Annotated in this window: 16 protein-coding genes; 7 read left to right on the forward strand and 9 right to left on the reverse strand. The window is 52.8% G+C overall.

Annotation, left to right across the window (positions count from 1 at the left end; genetic code table 11):
* Window positions 1-192: 192 nt before the first annotated feature.
* The 8 genes from McpCs1_RS07340 to McpCs1_RS07375 form a co-directional block, all read right to left on the reverse strand.
* Window positions 193-1,245, reverse strand: coding sequence for a prephenate dehydrogenase/arogenate dehydrogenase family protein (locus tag McpCs1_RS07340; RefSeq protein WP_338096609.1), 1,053 nt, complete (start codon window positions 1,243-1,245; stop codon window positions 193-195).
* Window positions 1,238-2,308: a chorismate synthase gene (gene aroC, locus McpCs1_RS07345; RefSeq protein WP_338096610.1), complete on the reverse strand. Its 1,071-nt coding sequence runs from the start codon at window positions 2,306-2,308 to the stop codon at window positions 1,238-1,240. The genes McpCs1_RS07340 and aroC overlap by 8 nt, the downstream gene beginning before the upstream one ends.
* Window positions 2,305-3,573, reverse strand: a complete 1,269-nt coding sequence (aroA, locus tag McpCs1_RS07350; RefSeq protein WP_338096611.1) for a 3-phosphoshikimate 1-carboxyvinyltransferase — start codon at window positions 3,571-3,573, stop codon at window positions 2,305-2,307. Before aroA ends, aroC begins: the two co-directional genes overlap by 4 nt.
* The gene (locus tag McpCs1_RS07355; protein ID WP_338096612.1) at window positions 3,570-4,418 is read right to left on the reverse strand and encodes a shikimate kinase; all 849 of its coding nucleotides are present in this window, start codon (window positions 4,416-4,418) and stop codon (window positions 3,570-3,572) included. The genes aroA and McpCs1_RS07355 overlap by 4 nt, the downstream gene beginning before the upstream one ends.
* A complete protein-coding gene (aroE, locus tag McpCs1_RS07360) occupies window positions 4,415-5,833 on the reverse strand; it encodes a shikimate dehydrogenase (RefSeq protein WP_338096613.1) in 1,419 nt (472 codons plus the stop codon). Before aroE ends, McpCs1_RS07355 begins: the two co-directional genes overlap by 4 nt.
* Entirely contained in the window at window positions 5,830-6,867 is a 1,038-nt protein-coding gene (locus McpCs1_RS07365) for a 3-dehydroquinate synthase II domain-containing protein (RefSeq protein WP_338096614.1), read from the reverse strand. The genes aroE and McpCs1_RS07365 overlap by 4 nt, the downstream gene beginning before the upstream one ends.
* Before the next feature lie 5 nt (window positions 6,868-6,872).
* Complete coding sequence (locus McpCs1_RS07370) at window positions 6,873-7,667, reverse strand: 2-amino-3,7-dideoxy-D-threo-hept-6-ulosonate synthase (RefSeq protein WP_338096615.1); 795 nt, start codon at window positions 7,665-7,667, stop codon at window positions 6,873-6,875.
* A 218-nt stretch (window positions 7,668-7,885) separates the two neighbouring features.
* Complete coding sequence (locus McpCs1_RS07375) at window positions 7,886-8,572, reverse strand: ABC transporter ATP-binding protein (RefSeq protein ID WP_338096616.1); 687 nt, start codon at window positions 8,570-8,572, stop codon at window positions 7,886-7,888.
* Between the two features lie 326 nt (window positions 8,573-8,898).
* On the opposite strand from McpCs1_RS07375, the gene McpCs1_RS07380 reads away from it, so the two are divergent.
* From McpCs1_RS07380 to McpCs1_RS07410, 7 genes are all read left to right on the forward strand, one after another.
* The gene (locus tag McpCs1_RS07380) at window positions 8,899-9,513 is read left to right on the forward strand and encodes an SAM-dependent methyltransferase (RefSeq protein WP_338096617.1); all 615 of its coding nucleotides are present in this window, start codon (window positions 8,899-8,901) and stop codon (window positions 9,511-9,513) included.
* Window positions 9,485-10,459 (forward strand): GTP 3',8-cyclase MoaA, encoded by a 975-nt coding sequence (gene moaA, locus McpCs1_RS07385; RefSeq protein WP_338096618.1) that lies wholly within the window; start codon window positions 9,485-9,487, stop codon window positions 10,457-10,459. Before McpCs1_RS07380 ends, moaA begins: the two co-directional genes overlap by 29 nt.
* Before the next feature lie 93 nt (window positions 10,460-10,552).
* Window positions 10,553-12,220, forward strand: coding sequence for a cache domain-containing protein (locus McpCs1_RS07390; protein ID WP_338096619.1), 1,668 nt, complete (start codon window positions 10,553-10,555; stop codon window positions 12,218-12,220).
* Window positions 12,221-12,356: 136 nt separating this feature from the next.
* A complete protein-coding gene (locus tag McpCs1_RS07395) occupies window positions 12,357-12,551 on the forward strand; it encodes a hypothetical protein (RefSeq protein WP_338096620.1) in 195 nt (64 codons plus the stop codon).
* Between the two features lie 94 nt (window positions 12,552-12,645).
* Window positions 12,646-14,313 carry a cache domain-containing protein gene (locus McpCs1_RS07400; protein WP_338096621.1) on the forward strand — a complete coding sequence of 556 codons (1,668 nt, stop codon included), beginning with the start codon at window positions 12,646-12,648 and terminating at the stop codon, window positions 14,311-14,313.
* 114 nt (window positions 14,314-14,427) lie between these two features.
* Entirely contained in the window at window positions 14,428-15,930 is a 1,503-nt protein-coding gene (locus McpCs1_RS07405) for a glutamine synthetase family protein (RefSeq protein ID WP_338096622.1), read from the forward strand.
* Between the two features lie 781 nt (window positions 15,931-16,711).
* On the forward strand, window positions 16,712-18,169 hold the full coding sequence (locus tag McpCs1_RS07410; protein WP_338096623.1) for a radical SAM/SPASM domain-containing protein: 1,458 nt from the start codon (window positions 16,712-16,714) through the stop codon (window positions 18,167-18,169).
* Window positions 18,170-18,431: 262 nt separating this feature from the next.
* On the opposite strand, the gene McpCs1_RS07415 is transcribed toward McpCs1_RS07410, so the two are convergent.
* Window positions 18,432-19,754 (reverse strand): cobyrinic acid a,c-diamide synthase CobB, encoded by a 1,323-nt coding sequence (locus tag McpCs1_RS07415; protein WP_338096624.1) that lies wholly within the window; start codon window positions 19,752-19,754, stop codon window positions 18,432-18,434.
* Between the last annotated feature and the right edge of the window lie 74 nt (window positions 19,755-19,828).

A 19,828-nucleotide genomic window follows, 5' to 3' on the forward strand; every position in this document is an offset into this window, starting at 1 on the left:
CTCCCGCTGTCTTGTTGTTTATTTATAGAACTAATTTATAATAAACCTGCATAATTTCCTGATTGAAAAATAAAAAAAATAAAAAAATAAAATATAGAGGGACTGTCTTCTCCCTGAAACCGTGATCAATTCATGATTTATGATTCATGATCATCCATCTTTTCTCAACTCTATTTTTCTTGTCTTCTCTTCTCACGCCTGATACCACGCAGCACCCGCAGTCATCCGTTCGCAGAACTCCTCTTTCCCAAGAGTTCGCAGTTCAGAGACCGCGTCCGCCAGATGCCCGACCGCCGCATCATTATAGGGATTTTCCCGCTGAATCGCATAGTACAGCGCAGCATTTTCCCTGGAAACCTCCCGCGACACCGCGGTCTGTTTTCGGAACGTCGTGGACGAGACCGCATTCAGTGTCTCAGCAGAAAACCCGCTGCGCACAAGAGCCTCCGAAAATGCGAGGTTCACCGCATGCGAAATTCCGAGGACATAAGCGACCGCCGCATCATGCTCCTCAAGCGGCATCCGCAGAACCGTTCCTCCGCTGAAAAGCACCGCTGCCTCCTCCACCGCCGCCGCACAACCGCAGTCGGCAGCAACAATGTTTCTTCCGGCAACCGAGGGCGCTGACGGCCCGAACATCGGATGCACCGAACAGACAAACATCCCTGCATCAACCATTTGCCGCAGAACACTCTCGACCGGCGACTTCACCGACAAAATATCAAACACCAGTGCTGACGTCTTTGACGCAAAAATCTCAGCCAGCACGGCGGCCGCGCTCGTCACCGGCGTAGAGACTACAATCACCTCAGCATTTTTACAAGCCTCGGCAACCGTCATCACCGGATACAGCGCGTTCGCGGGGTCCAGCACCGCAACAGAAACCGCATGGCCGCGGTCTGCAAAAAACGCTGACAGCCAGCGCCCCATTGCACCGTTGCCGCCGACAATACAGATACTCTTCGGTTCAGCATGCCGCGGCACACGCCCCTGCACCTCAACCGACTCATCGATCACCGCACGCGCAATGCGGGTCGCCGCCGCCGCACTCACGCCCGCGGCGGCGCCTGCATCCACATACCGCTTCACCACTACCGTCTCCACCGACGGCACCACCACCTCCTCATTCGCCGCAGCCTTTCGCTCGCCGATTATTTTTGCAATCGCGTTCCGTTTTCCGACTAACTCCATAATCCCGCGATCAATGTCTGCAAGCTGCATCCGCAGTGCGTCCAGCTCAGCCATAGTAGCCTCCCCGGATCAAAAGATCTGCAATCACCAGTGCAGTCATTGCCTCGACCACAATCGCACCGCGGTTCGCAATGCAGGGGTCGTGGCGGCCGTGAACGGACAATTCCGCATCACTCCTCTCTTCCAGATTCACCGTCTGCTGGGTTTGTGCAATCGACGGCGTCGGCTTGAACGCAACCGAAAAGTCCAGCGTCTGACCGCTCGCCATCCCGCCGAGGACACCGCCTGCATGGTTCGTCAGCGTCTGGACCACATCGTCTTTCATCCGGTAAAAATCATTGTTCTCTGAACCGCGGACAGCGGCAGCGGCGAATCCGCTGCCGAACATCACTCCTTTCACGCCCGGAATTGCGAACACAGCTTTTGCAACCTCGCCGTCCAGTGTGTCAAAGAACGGCTCGCCAAGACCAACCGGCAAATTGGTTGCCATACACCGGACAACACCGCCGACGCTGTCGCCGTCAGCTTTCGCTGCCAGAATCTCTTCGCGCATCAGGGCCTCAAGCTCCTCGCTCATCGCACGCAGAGGATTTGTCCGGGACGCGGCGAGCGTCGCCGGTTCGTACTCAGCAGTGTCCGCAACTCTTCCGATCCGGGAAACATACGAGCCTACGGTAATACCGAGCGGGTCAAGCATTCCCCGTGCAACCGCGCCCGCTGCAACCAGCGGCGTAGTCATCCGCCCTGAGAACATTCCGCCGCCACGGATATCGTGGTCCACACCGTACTTGCAGACTGCCGGATAATCGGCATGCCCGGGCCTGGGTATCCGCCGCAGTTCCTCATAATCCGAACTCTTTGTGTTCGTGTTCGCAAACGTAATCACCAGCGGAGCGCCGGTGGTGTGTCCGTTTACCACTCCTGATATCTCAGGAGCGTCAGCCTCCACCCGCGGCGTCCCAATCCCCGGAGCCGGTTTGCGGAGTGCGAGGTCCGCTTCGATTCGGTTCGTGTCCACCAACACTCCGGCAGGAATGCCGTCGATCACACAGCCGATCCGGCTGTCATGACTTGCCCCGAACAGCGTGAGCCGCACCGCTGACCCGATCGTGTTCATGCAAACCTCATATGTGCGCCGAGCGCCTGCATTGCCGCAACAAAGTTCGGATACGACACCGCACAGCACTCGGCGTCATCGATAACCGTATCGCCGTCTGCAATAAGTCCTGCAACTGCTGCTGCCATCATTATCCGGTGGTCGCCAAAGGTCGTAACATTTGTGCCCGAAAGTGCACACGGCCCGTTGACAATACATCCATCCTCGGTTTCCGTGATGTCGGCACCCATGCTTTGCAGAAACATCGCGGTCGATTTAATCCGGTCGCTCTCCTTAAACCGCAGATGAGCAGCGCCGAACAGGCGGGTCGTTCCCTCGCACTGGGTTGCAAGCACCGCTGCGATCGGGAAGAGGTCGGGAGCGTCAGCAAGGTTTACGTCTGCTCCATGCATCGGCCCTTTGGTCACGCGGACTTCGCCTGAACTGGTGCGGTTGACGCCAGCACCAAGGCTCTCCAAAAGATCGATGAACATTTTGTCGCCCTGCGGATCCTTTGGATACAGGTTGGTCACGATGACATCGCCGGTGAGTGCTCCTGCGGCAAACAAAAACGCGGCCGAGGAGTAGTCGCCGCCAACCCGTGCGTCAGCCGGAGAGTATTTTTGATTTTTCGGAACGAAAAATCCGTCCTCGGTTGTTACGACAGAAACGCCGTGCTCCTTCATTGCGGCAATCGTCATCTCGACATACGGCCGCGAGGTGAGGAGCGTTGTGAGGTGAACTGACAGCTCATTTTTGCTTAAGGGTGCTCCAATCAGGAGTGCCGAAATAAACTGCGAGCTGATATCGCCTCTGATATGCACCGCGGCTCCCGATACGGGACCTGTTACGCTGAACGGTGCGCAGCCGTCTCTTGACGTGACCGTGACACCGAGTTCAGTAAATGCGTCAAGCAGCGGTTTCATGGGCCGCGAGCACAGCGACGCATCGCCAGTGAGGCTGGTCGTCCCCGCAAGCTGTGCGGCAACTCCGGCTAAAATCCGTATCGAGGTGCCTGAGTTTTTGCAGTCGATGATTTTTGCGGAGGGCCGAAGTTTTCCGCCGCGAATGGTGACCGTGTCGTTCTCTGGGGTGCGGGAAACTTCTGCGCCGAGCGCTTCCACCGCGTCAAGCGTTGCATTGGTGTCTTCGCCAAACAGCGGGGAGGAGACCACCGACGTTCCGTCGGCGAGCGCTGCGAGGATGAAGGCGCGGTGCGTGTGACTCTTGGACGGCGGGGCTGCGGTGATTCCGCGCAATTGTGAGTGGGATACGATCAATTTCATGCAAAGTTTCCGTTTCTGATGTTTGCGATTAGGATATTTTCTCGCCCGAAAGCGTCGAGAAATTCGTTCAGGGAATCGGTTGGAACAAGAATTCCTGTCGCAGGGCCGGTACCGGAGAGTCCGGCGGCAACGGCGCCGCAGGCGAGGGCGCGATCTGCGGTTTCAGGCGTTATTCCAAGCGCCCGACAGGTACAACTGCCGTTTATGTACATGGCAGAGTAGACGTCGCCTGCGAGTGCCCGGTCGTAGGCTTTGGCGACGGTGTCCGCCATTTTCCGCATTTTTTCTTTGGGGAATGCGGTTTTTCTGATCTGAAACTCCGGGAGATGAATGACTGCGGTACAGGTTTCCGGCATCGGGACGCGGTGCAATAGTGTTTTTGCAAAGTTGTCGGTGAAGACGAGCCCGCCGAGCATGCAGGCACAGGCATCGTCAAACGCTCCGGTGATGCTGACACCTGCGGCAATGGAGACATTTGTTCCAAGTCTGCTGATTTCAAGCGGGCTTGCTGCAATGTCGAGCGCGTCGGCAGCTGCTGCAAGCATGGCGTTTGCTGCGGCACTGCTGCTTTTCAGTCCCATTGAGATCGGGATGTCTGAGACCGTTTTGATCACTGCCCCTTTCATTTCTGAGTCCGGGCACCGTTTCAGCATCTCCTGTGCACAGAGTTCGGCAAGCAGGGTGTTTTCGGTTGTGTGGCCGTCGATTGTTACGAAAAATCCCGGCTCTTTGGTGAACTCAACGGTCGCTTCGGTCTTGAGATCGATGCCGAACGCTGCTCCTTTACCGGTTGCGATGGCGTTGATGACCGAAAGAGCGCCGTATGATATGCCGCGTCCAATCATGTTTGCTCCTCAAAAGCTGCTGTCATGACAGCGGTGTTCGGAATGACACCGGTCCAGAGGGCAAAGGAGGCTTTTGCCTGTTCGATGAGCATCTGTTTTCCGCCAGCGGTTTTACGCACGCCAAGGGCACACGCTGCTGCAAGCAGAGGCGTGTTCTCCGGCTCATACACCATGTCAAACACGGCTGTTTTCGAAGAGAGGACAGATGTTGGCACCGGCAGGGTGTCAGCAAATCCGCTCATACCGGCAGGCGTTGCGTTGATGATGAGATCGTACGTTGGCGCGAGGTCTGCTGCGGGAACCACTGCTCCGCCGAACTCTTCAGCCAGCTCCTTGGCTTTTGCTTCGGTGCGGTTGGTGATATGTATCTCTGCGCCGGCTGAGCTGAGATAGGCTGCTGCCCCCCGGGCGGCGCCGCCCGCACCGATGATGAGAATTTTCGCATTTCTCGGCACGATGCCGAGGCCGGTAACGGTTGCTGCGATTCCTGCGATGTCGGTGTTAGTGCCGCTGAGTTTTCCGTTTCTGTTGCAGATTGTGTTAACCGCTCCGGCGCCTCGGGCGGTTTTCGACACCTCTGCGAGGAGTGGTATGACCGCCTGTTTATGGGGAATGGTCACATTCATGCCTGCGATGCTGTAGCAGCGGATGACTTCTGGAATCAGGGGGAGTTCGTCCGTGCTCGACGGAATTTTTACATATCTTCCTTTGATTCCTGCATCATGGAATGCGGCGTTGTGCATCTTTGGCGAGCGGGTGTGGGTGAGCGGCCAGCCGGTGATTGCGGTTACGACCGGACTTTTGCCGAGCCGGACCGCGTCATCGACAGTTATCTGTCCCGGGGCTGAGGCGAGCTCCGGTGTTACTGCGCAGTAGGTCAGCATGGATCCGATTTCTGCTGCACGGATACGGGTTACCTCGCCTGCGGCACCCATTCCGATGAGGATGAACGGCCTTTCGGTTTGTCTGAGGACAAGAGACGCCTTCCAGATCTCAAGAAGGTCGGCGGGCCCCTGCACCATGAACGCGGCTTTGGGGATGCCTGAGTCTTCAAGGTCTTTGAAGATCTTCAGAATTTCAAAGGTCGCAGGTGTTTTTTCGAAATCATGATATGAACAGATCACACGATCTCTTGGAAACTCGTTTCGCAGGACCGAGTCTGACTCGATGTCCACATAGCTTGCACCGCATGCAAGAGCGCGGGAAAAAATATCCTTTCGCTCCGCATCCTTCTCGGACCGGAACGTTACAATTGAAAATTTTTCGCCGGAGACAAACGAAAGATCTTCAGGGATGTTGGCAAGGGCGTCAAGCCTGAACTCCAGTGCCTCAGCACCTTTGGCTACTGCGTTTGCTGCCATGGTTTTTGCTACATCAGCTGATGCGGCAGCGATTACAGCACAAATACGGGTCATTTCTCGCAGATGGTCTCCGCCATTGCGTGACCGAAGTGGCGGCCTCCGCTTTCCAGTCTGACCATGACTTCGTCGCCGAGCATGAGGGCCGACACTGATACAGCGCCGGACGGCGTTCCAAGACGAATCGTCTCGGCGTTCTGTAAAACCACTGAGTAGGTTTTACCGTCTGCTTCTGCTTCGATTAAGAGCATGGGCCTGACCTCAATTTTTACGCGGCCCACACTCACCGACCGCAGGGTTCCGTCCGGTTTTCTTGCGAGGACTGAGGAGCCTGCGGCGATCTCAGAGAGGTAGCGTGTCGTTTTGTCAGGGCAGAGGAGGTAGGAGTGAACGGCTCCCGCGTTGACGCGGAACGGTCGTGCATTCACGTACTCGCTCTCAAAACTTTCTGAACAGACAAGGAACAAACAGGAGGACTGCGAGCCTATCAGCATTCCTTCGCCTGGCGCGAGAAGCGAACAGGTGTCGATGCAGACACGGTCGCCAAGGGAGAGCGGTTCAATTTTAGTCACGACTGCGGTCTGCAAGTTCACATCAGGGAACTCGCTGCCAAGAGTGCGAGAAAATCCTGCGATGTCAGCTGGATGGTCAGGGGTGATGACCACGCCGTCAGCGCCAACTTCCATGGTCTCAAACGCGAGCTTTGCTTCGTCCGGCGTTTTCACACTGATGTAGACCGAGGTCGCGGAATTTTGGAATCTGGAGATGAGATTTTCGAGAGGAATTACCTTCCAGTCCGAGGGGGTTATTATCAGATAGGGAAGGGTGTCTTTGATGCTGTATGCTTCCTCCATGTCCTCGGCCCCTTTGAGGGTGAGGTCTGCGCCGATCCGCTGGCCCGCAACTGACAGATATTTTCCGTCGGAGGTGATTGCAGCATATCTGCCAAGCTGGGTGAGGGCGGTGTCTTCTTCCTTGAGTATGATATTGGTGTAGCCTGCTTCGAGCGCTGCGGCGACGATTGTTTTTCGGTCGCTGTACTCTTGTGCACGGTCGGCACGGATGAGAACCGGAGGGAGGGTTACTGACATTCTATTCACTTCTTGAGATGTTTGGCTGCTTCTTCGACCGAGACGTCTTTGAGGACGATGTCGGAGACTGCGGAGGTGATGCCGACGATGTCTTTGTGCTGGAAGATGTTTCTTCCAATGGAGACTCCTCTGCCTCCTGCGTCCAGCGAGTCGCGAACCATCTGAAGCATTTCAAGGTCAGAGCTCATCTTTGGTCCGCCTGCGATGACGACAGGAATCTGGGCCCCTGCCACGACTTCTTTGAAGGTTTCGATGTCGCCGGTGTAGCTGGTTTTAACAACGTCTGCTCCAAGTTCAGCGGCAACGCGGGCACAGGTTTTGAGTGCGTCAACGTCGAAGGGATCTTTGATGTTTTTGCCGCGCGGGTAGACCATTGCAAGCAGCGGCATTCCCCACTGCTGGCATTTGCGGGAAATTTCTCCGGCAGAGCGAATCATTTCAGGTTCGGTGTCGGCACCGAGGTTGATGTGAATGGAGACTGCGTCTGCTCCAAGGGTGAGGGCTTCTTCAACGGTTGTGACGATAACTCTGGAGTTTGGGTCGCAGCCAAGGCCGGTGCCTGCGGAGAGGTGGACGATGAGTCCGATGTCTTTTCCTGAGGTGCGGTGGCCGTAGGGGACCATTCCTTTGTGCATCAGAACAGCGGTTGCGCCGCCGAGGGAGATTTTATTGATGGTGTCACGCATGTCAACGAGACCGGGGATTGGTCCCATGGAGATTCCATGATCCAGTGGGACAACGACAACTCTTCCTGAGTTGCGGTCTATGACTCTTTCTAAACGGACTTGCTTTCCGAACATGTGTGCTAAGTGTTAGCACGGGGCGCACATTAAGCTTTGTGTTTGGTCGGTTTTTTCCTGCGATGTGCGGCTGTATTTGCAGTTGGGGTTTTCTGTATGTGGTTTTCGTAAGGAGACGGGGATTTTTGTCCTTGGTCTCGTTTAGAGTAACCACGATTCGCATGCGAATCATGGTTACTCCAAGCAAATTCACAAAAACAAAAATTATTTCTTAATCATCACTCGTTCACAATCTCGCCGTCACGGATAACAATTCTCCGGTCCGCATACTCTGCCGTGATCGGATCATGCGTCACCATAATAATCGTCCGTCCCTTCGTGTTCAGATCACGCAACAGCGACATAATTTGTTCACTCATCTTCGAATCCAGATTTCCTGTCGGCTCATCACAAAGAAGAAGTGCAGGGTCGTTGGCAAGCGCCCGAGCAATAGCCACACGCTGCTGTTGACCGCCGGAGAGTTCAAACGGCGTGTGGGTCATCTTCTGTTCATCAATACCCACCTGGGCTAAAAGCTCTTTTGGTCTCCCCGTGTCATCGCGCTTGCCGTACTTGAGAATCATTGGATACTCCACATTCTCATACGCCGTTAAGAGGCCGATCAGGTTGAACTTCTGAAAAATAAATCCGATCCGGTCACGCCGGTGCTCGGTCAGCTCATCATCGGTCAGTTCCTTTACACTCCGGCCGTCGATGTACATCTCGCCGGTTGTCGGCACATCAAGGCAGCCGATCATATTCATCAGCGTCGACTTGCCGGAGCCCGACGGCCCCATGATCGCCACAAACTCCCCTTTCATCACCGAAAACGTCACGCCGTTCAGTGCATGGACATCGCCCGCAGGCATATGATATATTTTATAGACATCCCGCAGCTCCACGACCGGGGTCTCCTGAACCGTCATAGAATACTCGTGTGTGCTCAATGTATTTAACATATTGTCAAGTTTTGGTGACATGTCGGGGGGTTGCACAGCTCCGTCCACGGAAAACCGGAGTACACGGAAAAATGCACGGAAAAAACATCACGGAGCAAACGTGAACATCACGGAAGTAGATTATTTTAGGATTCCGTGATGTTCACGCCTCTCGGTAATGTTTTTTCCGTGCGTTTTTCCGTGTACTCCGATTTTCCGTGGGCGGCTCATGAATAAAGATGAAAACTCGGCAGAACCGGCTACATTATATTTCTTCAATACTCTATAATAATACACAAACGGAGGCAGCCGTAATGGGGTCGCAGTGGACAAAAGATAAGATATACAAAAAATCTGTGCGTGACGGGTATCGTGCCCGCTCCGCCTACAAACTCATCGACATCAACGAGCGGTTCAACATCGTCAGACGCTCCGACAACGTCGTTGACCTCGGGGCCGCTCCCGGCAGCTGGCTTCAGGTTCTTCGCACCATGACCGAAGGCCAGCTGCTTGGCGTCGACCTCAACCCCATCGTCCCCATGGAAAACGTCATCACCGTCACCGGCGACTTCACTGCCCCTGACATTCAGCAGAAAATTCTCGAACTCATGCCGCTCGTCAACGTCGTCGTCTGCGACGCCTCCCCCCACCTCTCCGGCGCCAAAGCCTACGACCAGGCACGCGTCATGGCACTCAACGAAGACGCCCTTCGGTTCACCGAAAAACTTCTCAAACAGGGCGGCAACTTTGTCATGAAATCCTTTCAGGGCGTTGACTTCAACGAACTCGTTGACCTCGTCAAAGAGCGCTTCTACTCAGTCCGCGTAATCCGGGCTACCGCCACCCGCCGCGGAAGCACCGAGTGCTACATCATTGCAAAGAACTTCATTGGAGATGCCGATGACGACCGAAAACAAATCTCTGAATGACGAAATCCTCACCGACACCTATGGCAGAACCATCTCCAACGTCAGGATAGCACTCACCAACGCCTGCAACCTCAGATGCATCTACTGCCACCATGAGGGCGAAGAGATCAACGGCTGCACGGTAGACAACAGCCGTGCCCAGATGACCAAAGAGGAGATCGCTGAACTCATCGGCATCTTCACCGAGCTTGGGGTCACCACCCTCAAACTCACCGGCGGCGAACCGACCCTCAGACCCGACCTCCTTGACATCATCAGATCCATCCCTCCGGGCGTTGAGTCCTCCATGACCACCAACGGCACCCTGCTTGCAAAAATGGCAAAGGATCTCAAAGCCGCCGGACTCTCAAGGGTCAATGTCAGCCTTGACACCCTGCACCGCGACCGGTATCAGAAGATCACCGGCCGCGACCTGCTGCCCGAAGTCCTCGCAGGAATTGATACAGCAGTTGAAGTCGGTCTCACTCCGGTAAAACTCAACATGGTCATTCTGAAAGGCATCAATGACGATGAAATCGAGGACTTTCTCTCCTATGTCAGAGACCGGAAAGGACTCATCCTCCAGATAATTGAGCTCATGGATGTCAACGGCTGGGCTGACCACATCGATCACATCGACGAGGTCATCAGAGGTGACGCAGAAATTGTCGGTGACTTGGAAAAAAGCATCGCTGAAAAATCCACCCAGATTATCACGCGGAGAATGCATCACCGCAGAAAATACTGCCTTGACGGTGCCGAGGTTGAAGTGGTGCGTCCGATGCACAATCTTGAGTTTTGTGCGAACTGCAACCGGCTTCGCGTGACCTCGGACGGCAAACTCAAACCCTGCCTGCTCCGTTCCGACAATGAAGTGGACGTCCGCGGTCTGCACGGCGATGAGCTGAAGGCAGCTATTGCCAAAGCAGTGCAGCACCGCTCACCCTATTTCACCCAAAAATCATAACCGTTATTTTTTTCTTTCAAATATTTCTTGACAATTTCTATATAGAAACACAGCTAACAGAGTAAATATTAGCATTGTGGTGGTAATAACGGCATGAAATATCTCATATGTCTGATACTTGGCATCTGCATGGTGATGTCAGTCTGCACGGCAGGCTGCGTCTTTCTGCCGCAGGATCAGCCTGACCTGTCTGGCAACTATGATGAACAGATAGAATTTGCGCACAAACTTGTTCTCAGCATCGACAATCAGATCACTGATCTTGGCGACTCACTCTTTGCCGCAGCAGAGTACCAGTCTGATTTTGCTGCCGACAGCCCTGAGGTCATCGCAAGTCTGAGTGATTTGTACGTGGACAACCCCGGTTCTTCATCCATTTACCGGATAAATGCCGACAATGTCGTGGTTGCCGCAGTTCCCGAGTCTGCGGCGCCCCGGATAGGGTACCATATACCTGCACTGGACTTTGATCCGCACAACCTCTCCAGTCCGGCATACATGGGTCTTTACCACAGAGAGAACACTGGCGAAACCCGGGTGTCCATTCTGGTTCCGATATACACCGGAAACGGAACCTATGATGGTCTCCTCTGCCTTATCCTTGATCCGAAAACCAAGACATTCGTCAGCCCATCACGGCCGGAACTACCGCGTGAAGGATTCACCGTCATGATTCTGGATGAGAATGGAAATGTTCTGTACTCTGACGAAACCAAACACATCGGACAAAATGCCATTCAACTGGCAAATGTGTCAGGTCAGGATGAAACGGTAGCTGTCCTCGAGAGAATGATCTCAACCACTAACGGTACTGCATCCTACTCCACTTACAGCTTCGGCAGTATGAAATATGTCACCCTTGCAGTGGCATGGGACACGCTTGAAACGAGAATCGGTCCCCTCACCTTTGTGGTCGGCAAAAAAACTTCTGAACAGCAACTCGTTCCGCGCCCTTCCTCGAGCACCGACAAAACCCTCGAAGAGTTTGCCCGGGCCGCGTACCTGTATGCAGTCAAAAACGGCAAAGACGCGGCAGTCGCCGCCTTCAATGATCCTGAAAGCCTGTTTGTCACGCAGGAGTACACCATCACTGCGGTCGATATCAACGGAACCATTCTTGCAAACGCGATGCTTCCCGGTGACGTCGGCGTGAACTTGATCACAGACACCGACGCAAACGGTGTTCCAACCGTTAAGACACTGGTCCAGCGGGCAAAACAGGGTGGAGGTTACGCCATGTATCTGTATCCTGACCATATGCAGAATGAGGAGATAAAAGTAAAACTCTCGTATGTCATGCCGGTTGACGACACCTGGTTCATTGTTGCCGGCAACTATACGGATAATAAAGCAAAGTATGTGGATCCGCTGCTTCGCAATACCATGATCGAGTACACCCGTCAGGTTGCCCAGTATGCCGCGATCAACGGTAAAGATGCGGCAATTACGGCGCTGAATACACCACACGGTCAGTTTTACCGCGAGGACATTCGGCTCGTTGCGACTGACTCAAACGGTACCGTTTTTGCCCGTCCTTTCAATCCTGAACTTATCGGTACCAACCTTCAGAACGTTACCGATATCTACGGCGTATCGCTTGGCCGCGACCTGACGGTGATGGCAAACTCCGGTGGTGGTATGATATATCAGTATTATCCCAACAGGTACACCAATGAAAATGAGATGACGCTCATCTATGTCCTACCGGTTGACAACACTTGGTTCCTTTCCTCAGGCATTACCATGACTGCATGTCCCTGACGTGGGCGATTTCCATCCCTCCCCATTTTTTCGACAGCAACTGCCTTTTTTTTATGATCGATCCGACTATCACATGGTTGAATATTTGTGTTGTTCCTTCGAATATTTTACCGCAATGAACGACTCAGAAATATTGATGAATCTAAGTGATCTGGTACAGTTCCTGAAGAAAGATCCTGCTGAATTTATCAAAGAAGATATCATCAGTTTCTGTGAGGAAATGGCCATTGAGATGGTGAATTTCCGGTATGTTGCAGGTGACGACAAACCGAAGGTGGCTATTGCCAAAGCAGTGAAGCACCACTCACTCTATTTCATCCAAAAATCATAACCGTTATTTTTTCATTCAGAAGTACCTGGTGCCAATTTCTATATAGATACACAACTAATGTAATGAGTATTATCATTGGGGGTAAAATAACGGCATGAAATATCTGGTATGTCTGGCACTTGGCATCTTTGTGGTAATGTCAGTCTGCATAGCAGGTTGCATTCTTCCTTTGCCGTCAGATCAGTCTGACGAATCCGGCGATTATATTGAGCAGATAAAGCTCGTGCACATATTTACTCAAAGCGTCGGCAATAGTACATCCGAGCTTGGGAACTCCCTTTTTGCTGCAGCAGAGTATCAGTCTGACTTTGCCCCTGACAGTCCTGAAGTCTCCGCCAGCCTCAGTGACTTGTATGTACATAATCCCAGTTCCCTGTCCGTGTACCGGATCACTGCTGACAACGTCGTGGCTGCCGCTGCTCCCAAAACTGCAATGTTCCCGGTAGGCTATCAGATACCCTCACTGGAATTTGATCCGCAAAATTTCTCAACTCTGGCATACCAGGATATTTGCCAGAGAGACACTGGTGAATTCCAGATGTCAGTCATTGTTCCAGTCTACACCAGAAATGGGGCCTACGATGGTTTCCTCTGGTATTACCTTGACCCTATGTCTAAAATACTCGTCATTCCGGCACGTTCAGAGTTGCCGCGTGACGAAGTTCTTGCCATGATTCTGGATGAGAATGGTGTCGTTCTCTACTCTGATGATTCCAAAAACATTGGACAGAATGCAATTTCGGCTGCACGTGCATTCGGTCAGTATGAAACGGCTGCCGCACTTGAGAAAATGATCTCCACCAAAAACGGTACTACAGTCTACTCCACCTACAGCTATGGCAGTATGAGGTACATCACCCTTGCCGCGGCATGGGATACACTTGAAACAAAAACCGGCCCCCTTACCGTTGTGGTCGGTACACAAACTGCTCAACAGCAGCTTGTTCCAAGTCCCACATCAAACACCGACAAAACACTCGAAGAATTTGTCCAGTCCGCATATTTGTATGCGGTCAAAAACGGTAAAGACGCGACACTCGCTGCCATCAATGATCCGAACGGCCAGTTTGTCACTCAGGAGTACGCCATCACCGCAATTGATTTCAACGGCACCATCCTTGCAAGCGCGATGATGCCTGGCGATCTCGGCGTGAACCTGATCGCTAATAAGGATGCAAACGGCGTTCCAACCATTCGGACTCTGGTTCAGCGTGCCAAGCAGGGAGGAGGTTATGGAATGTATCTCTGCCCCAGCCATATGCAAAATCAGGAGATTGAGGTAAAACTTTCCTATGTCGTGCCGATTGACGACACCTGGTTCGTTTCCGCCGGCAGCTATATGGACGAAAAAGCAAAGTACGTGGACCCTGAACTTAATAATGCCATGATTGAGTATACCCGCCATGTTGCCCAGTATGCTGCTGTTAACGGCAAAGATGCGACGATTGCGGCATTGAATACCCCGAACGGCCAATTTTTCGATGATAACATCAAGCTCGTTGCGGTTGACTCTACAGGCATCGTGCTTGCCCGTCCCTACGACCCTGAGCTTATCGGCAACAATATTGCGAGCGCTACCGATATCTACGGCGGATCCTTTGGTCGTGATCTGATGGTGATGGCAAACTCGGGCGGTGGTATGGTGTACGAGTATTATCCAAACCGCGACCTCGGTGAAAATCAGATAACGCTCATGTATGTCCTGCCGATCGATGACACCTGGTTCCTTGTATCAGGCATCGCCATAAACGCTGAGTCCTGATGTGCGGGCGCCCCGTCCCTCATTATTTTTTTCGACAGTAATTGCCTTCTTTTCCCTTTGGTCTGACTTTCGCATGGTTGAATATTTATGTCGTCCCTTCGAATATTTACCGCAATGAACGACTCAGAAATACTGATGAATCCCAGCGATCTGGTACAGTTCCTAAAGAAAGATCCTGCTGAATTTACCAAAGAAGATATCATCCGTTTCTGTGAGGAAATGGCCGTTGAGATGGTGAATTTCCGGTATGTTGCAGGCGACGGCAAACTGAAGACCCTGAACTTTGTCATCTCATCCAAAGAATATCTGGATACGATTCTTTCGGATGGAGAGCGTGTTGACGGCAGCAATATTTTTCCGTTTATCGAAGCGGGAAGCTCTGACCTCTACGTTGTTCCGCGGTATGCCACTGCATTCATGGACCCGTTTGAAGAGATGCCGACCTTAAACATCCTCTGTTCCTATTACGATAACCAAGGCAGACCGCTTGCCTCGTCGCCGGAGTACATCCTCCGCTGTGCCCGCGATGCTTTCAAGAAAAATACCGGCATGGACTTCAAGTGTTTCGGCGAGCTTGAGTACTATGTTATCTGTCCCGAGGACTCCCTCTACCCAGGCCTTGATCAGAAAGGCTACCATGCGTCCGGCCCGTTTTGCAAATTTGAAGAGATGCGGACCGAAGCTATGCAGATGGTTGCCCGTGCCGGCGGCAAAATCAAGTACGGTCACTCGGAAGTGGGCTGCTTCACGAAAGACGGCTACTACTATGAGCAGCATGAGATTGAGTTCCTGCCAACCGATCCAATCCTCGCGGTTGAGATGATTGCTGTTGCCAAATGGGCGCTTCGCATGCTTGGCTACAAATATGGTGTTGAGGTCTCGTATGCGCCGAAGATCACCGTCGGCAAAGCTGGTTCCGGCCTGCACTTCCACATGCTTGCCGAAAAGAACGGCAAAAATATGATGATAAAGGACGGCGTGCTGTCAGATATTGCAAAGCAGATGATCGCAGGCATTCTTGATGTCGGCGACGCGGTCACAGCGTTTGGCAATCCGATCCCGACTTCGTACCTGAGACTTGTTCCGCATCAGGAAGCACCGACCTACATCTGCTGGGGTGACCGGAACCGGTCTGTGGTGGTTCGCGTGCCGCTCGGCTGGACCGGTTCGACCGATATGGCAGCTGATGCAAATTACGGCATCCACCGCAAGGCGAACAAGACCTCCAAGCAGACGTTTGAGTACCGTGTTGCCGACGGCTCGGCAGATATCTATGAGACGGTCGCCTGTCTGATTCTTGGTGCGATGCATGGTTTTGCGATGCCTGACGCGCTTGATCAGGCACAGAAACTGTATGCAAGCGGCAATATCTTCAACAAAGAGTATGCGGCTTTCTTAAAGACTTTAAGGCAGCTTCCTGCATCCTGCTCTGAGTCTGCGGACGTGCTTCTGGCAAAACGTGCACTGTTTGAGAAGGACGGCATTTTCCCGGCTGGCGTGATTGATTCCCAGGCAAAGAAGCTGAAGGCATTCAATGACAAGGGACTTTCTGACAAGCTGCTTGGCAACACCGAGGCGTTTGCCGAGCTTGTTGCAAAGTACATCCACGTTGCCTGATTTTTTTTCCTTTCTTTTTTTTCGGTTTTTTTCCATAAATTCGTTTATTGGTGAACACAGTTTGAGGTTGATCAGCTCCGCCCACAGAAAAACGGAAAAGCGGAAGACGCACAGAAAAAAACATCACTGAGAGGCGTGAACATCACGGGGATAAATATTTTAGAATAGGAGTTACGCGGTGTACTGTTGAGTGATGAAGTGTTGCCTCGCGAGAAAAAAATCGCCACGGATTCACACGGATTCCAAATTTGCCAGCTGTTATCCAGTGAGGTCGAAAAGGACGCAGGCGATTAGCCGGAGTCCCGGTCGAACGCAAGATAACAGCAATTGGCAAATTAAACATCTGTGTGAATCCGTGCCGGTTTTTTTCTCGTAGTTCCCACTCGCCACTAACCCGATCAACATTTTTCAGAAAAAAAACGGATAAATTTTCCTTGACATCACACCGCGTAACTCCTATTCTAAAATATTTATCCCCGTGATGTCCACGCCTCTCAGTGATGTTTTTCTGTGAAGCTCCGTGTGTTCCCGCGAAGCGGTAAGCAGGCCGAAACGACTCCTGAAAGGAGGAGTTAAACACGACGGAACGGTGTGTGGAAGGCATGCGATCCGTTTTTCCGTGGGCGGCAGGACTTAAGTAGGCAACACTGTCACTTACGAAATGTTGATATGGCGTGCGTCAACGAGAAAATATCCTACTAATACTTTTGTTTTCCTGCATTTTGTCACCTTCCATCGGTATTTATTACTTTACAACTGATGTTTTCCATTAGTGATATAAATGGAAACCGAGACCAGCATCAATATCCTGAGTGTGTTGATCGGTAATCCTCTGTCGAGGAGAATAATTGCCGGAATGAGTGGCGAGTGCGAGGAGTGCGGCGGCAACCGCCTAGAGATTGCGCTTGAGCAGTATCTTGGTCTGCGGGATGATGCCTGCCCGAAGTGCCGCAGGGCTTCCCGCGAGGCTGCGTTTATTATCAAGACCGGAGCGAGAAAGTTTGGCGTGACCGAAGGCGATATGAAAAAGACCTTTCAGGATGCTTACTGGCGCAGGGGTCTTGTGTCGGTGATGAAAGGCATTGCCGAGTTCGGCGTCCGCCGCCCGTTTGTTCCGGGAGCGCCGTTTCAGGTTGTGTGGGATGTAACTCATCGCTGTAATCTCCGATGCCAACACTGTTATGCGTCCGCCGGAAAAGTGCTTGACGATGAACTGACGACAGCTGAGGCGCTGGATCTGATTGATCGGCTGGCACGGCTCGGTGTTGCGGTGATCGCATTCTCCGGCGGCGAACCGCTGTCACGCCCTGATATTTTGGATCTGATTCGCCATGCACGCAAGAAAGGAATGTATGTTGCCCTGGCAACGAACGGTACGCTGATTACCGAGGCCCGAGCAAAGGAGCTGCGGGACGCGGGGGCCGAGTATGTGCAAATCAGTATTGACGGTGCGGATGCACGAACCCATGATGAGTTCCGCGGAATTTCCGGCGCGTTTGACCGAACTATTGCCGGTGTTCGGAACGCGGTTGATGCAGGATTTTTTGTCAATATTTCCACGACCGCAACGAAGTCCAACTATGATCAGATTCCAAGCATTATCGATCTCTGTGAGGAGCTTGGCGTGAACTGGGTGATGGCCTATAATTTTGTGCCGACCGGCCGCGGTCAGGATATGATTGATACGGATCTGAGCCCGTATGAACGCGAGGATATGCTGCAGATGCTGTTTGAGCGAAACAAAAATTCAAAGTGTCAGGTGCTGACAACCGCTCCGCAGTTTGCCCGCGTCGCACTTCAGCAGTCCTGTGCCGGAGGGGCAGTTATGGTTCCGACGCACTTCTGCAATCAGGAGGTTGACGGTGCTCTGTTCGGGCTGACCGAGTTTGTGGGCGGCTGCGGTGCAGGAAGATTCTATATGGCGATTCGTGCGAACGGGGATATTGATCCTTGTGTATTTTTCCCGAAATCGATTGGAAATGTGCGGACCGCGAACTTGGAGGAGCTCTGGAAGCATGACCCGCTGCTTACTGATCTGCGAAACAAGGATAAGGTTGAGGGCGGCTGCGGTTCCTGCGAGTACCGGTATCACTGTGGCGGGTGCCGTGCCCGTGCTTACGGTTACTTCGGCAACCATCTCGCCCCGGATCCGGGCTGTGTGAACAATATGGAGTATTATACTGCTTTGCGGGTGATGCAGACGCTGCCTGTGTCGGATTTGCCGGTAAACCGCGGGTGAATTCATTCTCTCTTTTTTTGGAAAGGAACGCGAATGGTATGCCTGCTCACCGCTTCACGTAATAAAACGCGAATAGCGCGAATAAAAAATCGCCAATGGCGATTTTTGAAATTTACGAACAGTATTTATTTTTAGACACATCTCCTCGTTCAGAAGCAAAAAAACAAAAATTTCTTTTTTTTTGAAAAATCGCCATTGGCGATTTTTTTATTCCGCGAAGCGGTGAGCAGGCCGTAGGCATGCGACTCGCACTATTCGCGTTTCAAAATCTCATCCGGCAGAACGCCTCAGCCCCATCTCTCCCGAAGTACATATGCGTGTAGCCGGCAACCGTCGTTCCCGCTACCGCCCCGTCGTTTCCGCGCCCGTCAATACCTGCTCCCCGTTCAAGAGCAAACAGATACCGCACGTCCGCATCCGGTATGGTTCGCGAGTAATGGAACTCATGGCCGCGGAACGACATATCCGAAGGAAAGACCGCTGAACCTGCAACCGTTTTCCCGACCACATAGTTCAGGGCAACAAACCGTTTCTCCATCACCGCGTCCGCATCAATCAGCCCTGCCATTTTGTGAACTGCTCCGTCCGCTGTTGTAATACTACGGGACAGCCACATCAAACCGCCGCACTCACCAAAGATCGGTTTGCCTGCATCAGCCGCCCGCACAAGATCGTTTCTGCACCGTGAACGAGACAGTGCCTCGGCATAAAGCTCAGGATACCCGCCGCCAAAATAATACGCATCAGCTTCCGGCAGCGCATCACTGACTGGCGAAAAAAAGCTCAGCTCAGCTCCAGCGGCTCGCAGATAATCGAAGTTGTCGCGGTAGTAAAAACAGAACGCCGCATCCATGGCCACAGCCACCTTGATGTTCGCGTCTTTGCGGCTGAATTTCTGAACCTGCGAAGAGATCTCGCTCGTCTCCTCTGCCGCCGCAAGAATCGCATCAAGATTACAGCGCTCCTCCACAAAATCTCCGACAAATCTCATGCGGGCATCCTCCTCTCCCATCACCAGACCAAGATGTCGGCTCTCCACCAGAAGAGCATCCGACCTCGGCATCCATCCAAGCAGCGGCAGCGTGATATGAGTCGTCGCCATAGTACGATGCCGGTCAGACCCTCCCTTCGTCATAATCACGCCGGCAAATTTCAGTTTTGGATCATACTCAGCGTAGCCCTTTACCAATGCCGCAGCACTGCGTGACATCCCCTTCACATCAACAACCAGAATTATTTGTGCATCAAGCAGCCGCGCCACATGCGCCGTGCTCGAACAATCTGACCCGTCCACACCGTCATACAGCCCCATCACTCCTTCAATAACCGCAATGTCTGCTCCCTCGCATGCCTGCACAAAACAGTCACGGACTCCCTCCTCTCCAATCATAAACGGATCAAGATTCCGCGACTCGCGGCCGCAGACAACCGTGTGATGCGAAGGATCAATGAAATCCGGTCCGACCTTGAACGGCTGCACCACCAGACCGCGGGCAGTGAGCGCTGCCATAATGCCTGACGCCGTCGTCGTCTTCCCGCATCCGCTGTGCGTTCCGGCAATCACAATTCTTGGAATCGTGGTCATATTTTCTTCCCTCGGACGCTTTGTTGTATTCAAAAATCTTGAGCCTGCATCATCCCTCATAATCGCATACCTTA

The sequence above is a fragment of the Methanorbis rubei genome (assembly GCF_032714495.1).
GTDB lineage: Archaea > Halobacteriota > Methanomicrobia > Methanomicrobiales > Methanocorpusculaceae > Methanocorpusculum > Methanocorpusculum rubei.

What these genes read in the sequence shown, in the direction of transcription:
- McpCs1_RS07340 (WP_338096609.1), bottom strand. Translation starts at nt 1,245, where the DNA reads ATGGCTGAGCTGGACGCACTGCGGATGCAGCTTGCAGACATTGATCGC.
- aroC (WP_338096610.1), bottom strand. Translation starts at nt 2,308, where the DNA reads ATGAACACGATCGGGTCAGCGGTGCGGCTCACGCTGTTCGGGGCAAGT.
- aroA (WP_338096611.1), bottom strand. Translation starts at nt 3,573, where the DNA reads ATGAAATTGATCGTATCCCACTCACAATTGCGCGGAATCACCGCAGCC.
- McpCs1_RS07355 (WP_338096612.1), bottom strand. Translation starts at nt 4,418, where the DNA reads ATGATTGGACGCGGCATATCATACGGCGCTCTTTCGGTCATCAACGCC.
- aroE (WP_338096613.1), bottom strand. Translation starts at nt 5,833, where the DNA reads ATGACCCGTATTTGTGCTGTAATCGCTGCCGCATCAGCTGATGTAGCA.
- McpCs1_RS07365 (WP_338096614.1), bottom strand. Translation starts at nt 6,867, where the DNA reads ATGTCAGTAACCCTCCCTCCGGTTCTCATCCGTGCCGACCGTGCACAA.
- McpCs1_RS07370 (WP_338096615.1), bottom strand. Translation starts at nt 7,667, where the DNA reads ATGTTCGGAAAGCAAGTCCGTTTAGAAAGAGTCATAGACCGCAACTCA.
- McpCs1_RS07375 (WP_338096616.1), bottom strand. Translation starts at nt 8,572, where the DNA reads ATGACGGTTCAGGAGACCCCGGTCGTGGAGCTGCGGGATGTCTATAAA.
- McpCs1_RS07380 (WP_338096617.1), top strand. Translation starts at nt 8,899, where the DNA reads ATGGGGTCGCAGTGGACAAAAGATAAGATATACAAAAAATCTGTGCGT.
- moaA (WP_338096618.1), top strand. Translation starts at nt 9,485, where the DNA reads ATGACGACCGAAAACAAATCTCTGAATGACGAAATCCTCACCGACACC.
- McpCs1_RS07390 (WP_338096619.1), top strand. Translation starts at nt 10,553, where the DNA reads ATGAAATATCTCATATGTCTGATACTTGGCATCTGCATGGTGATGTCA.
- McpCs1_RS07395 (WP_338096620.1), top strand. Translation starts at nt 12,357, where the DNA reads ATGAATCTAAGTGATCTGGTACAGTTCCTGAAGAAAGATCCTGCTGAA.
- McpCs1_RS07400 (WP_338096621.1), top strand. Translation starts at nt 12,646, where the DNA reads ATGAAATATCTGGTATGTCTGGCACTTGGCATCTTTGTGGTAATGTCA.
- McpCs1_RS07405 (WP_338096622.1), top strand. Translation starts at nt 14,428, where the DNA reads ATGAACGACTCAGAAATACTGATGAATCCCAGCGATCTGGTACAGTTC.
- McpCs1_RS07410 (WP_338096623.1), top strand. Translation starts at nt 16,712, where the DNA reads ATGGAAACCGAGACCAGCATCAATATCCTGAGTGTGTTGATCGGTAAT.
- McpCs1_RS07415 (WP_338096624.1), bottom strand. Translation starts at nt 19,754, where the DNA reads ATGACCACGATTCCAAGAATTGTGATTGCCGGAACGCACAGCGGATGC.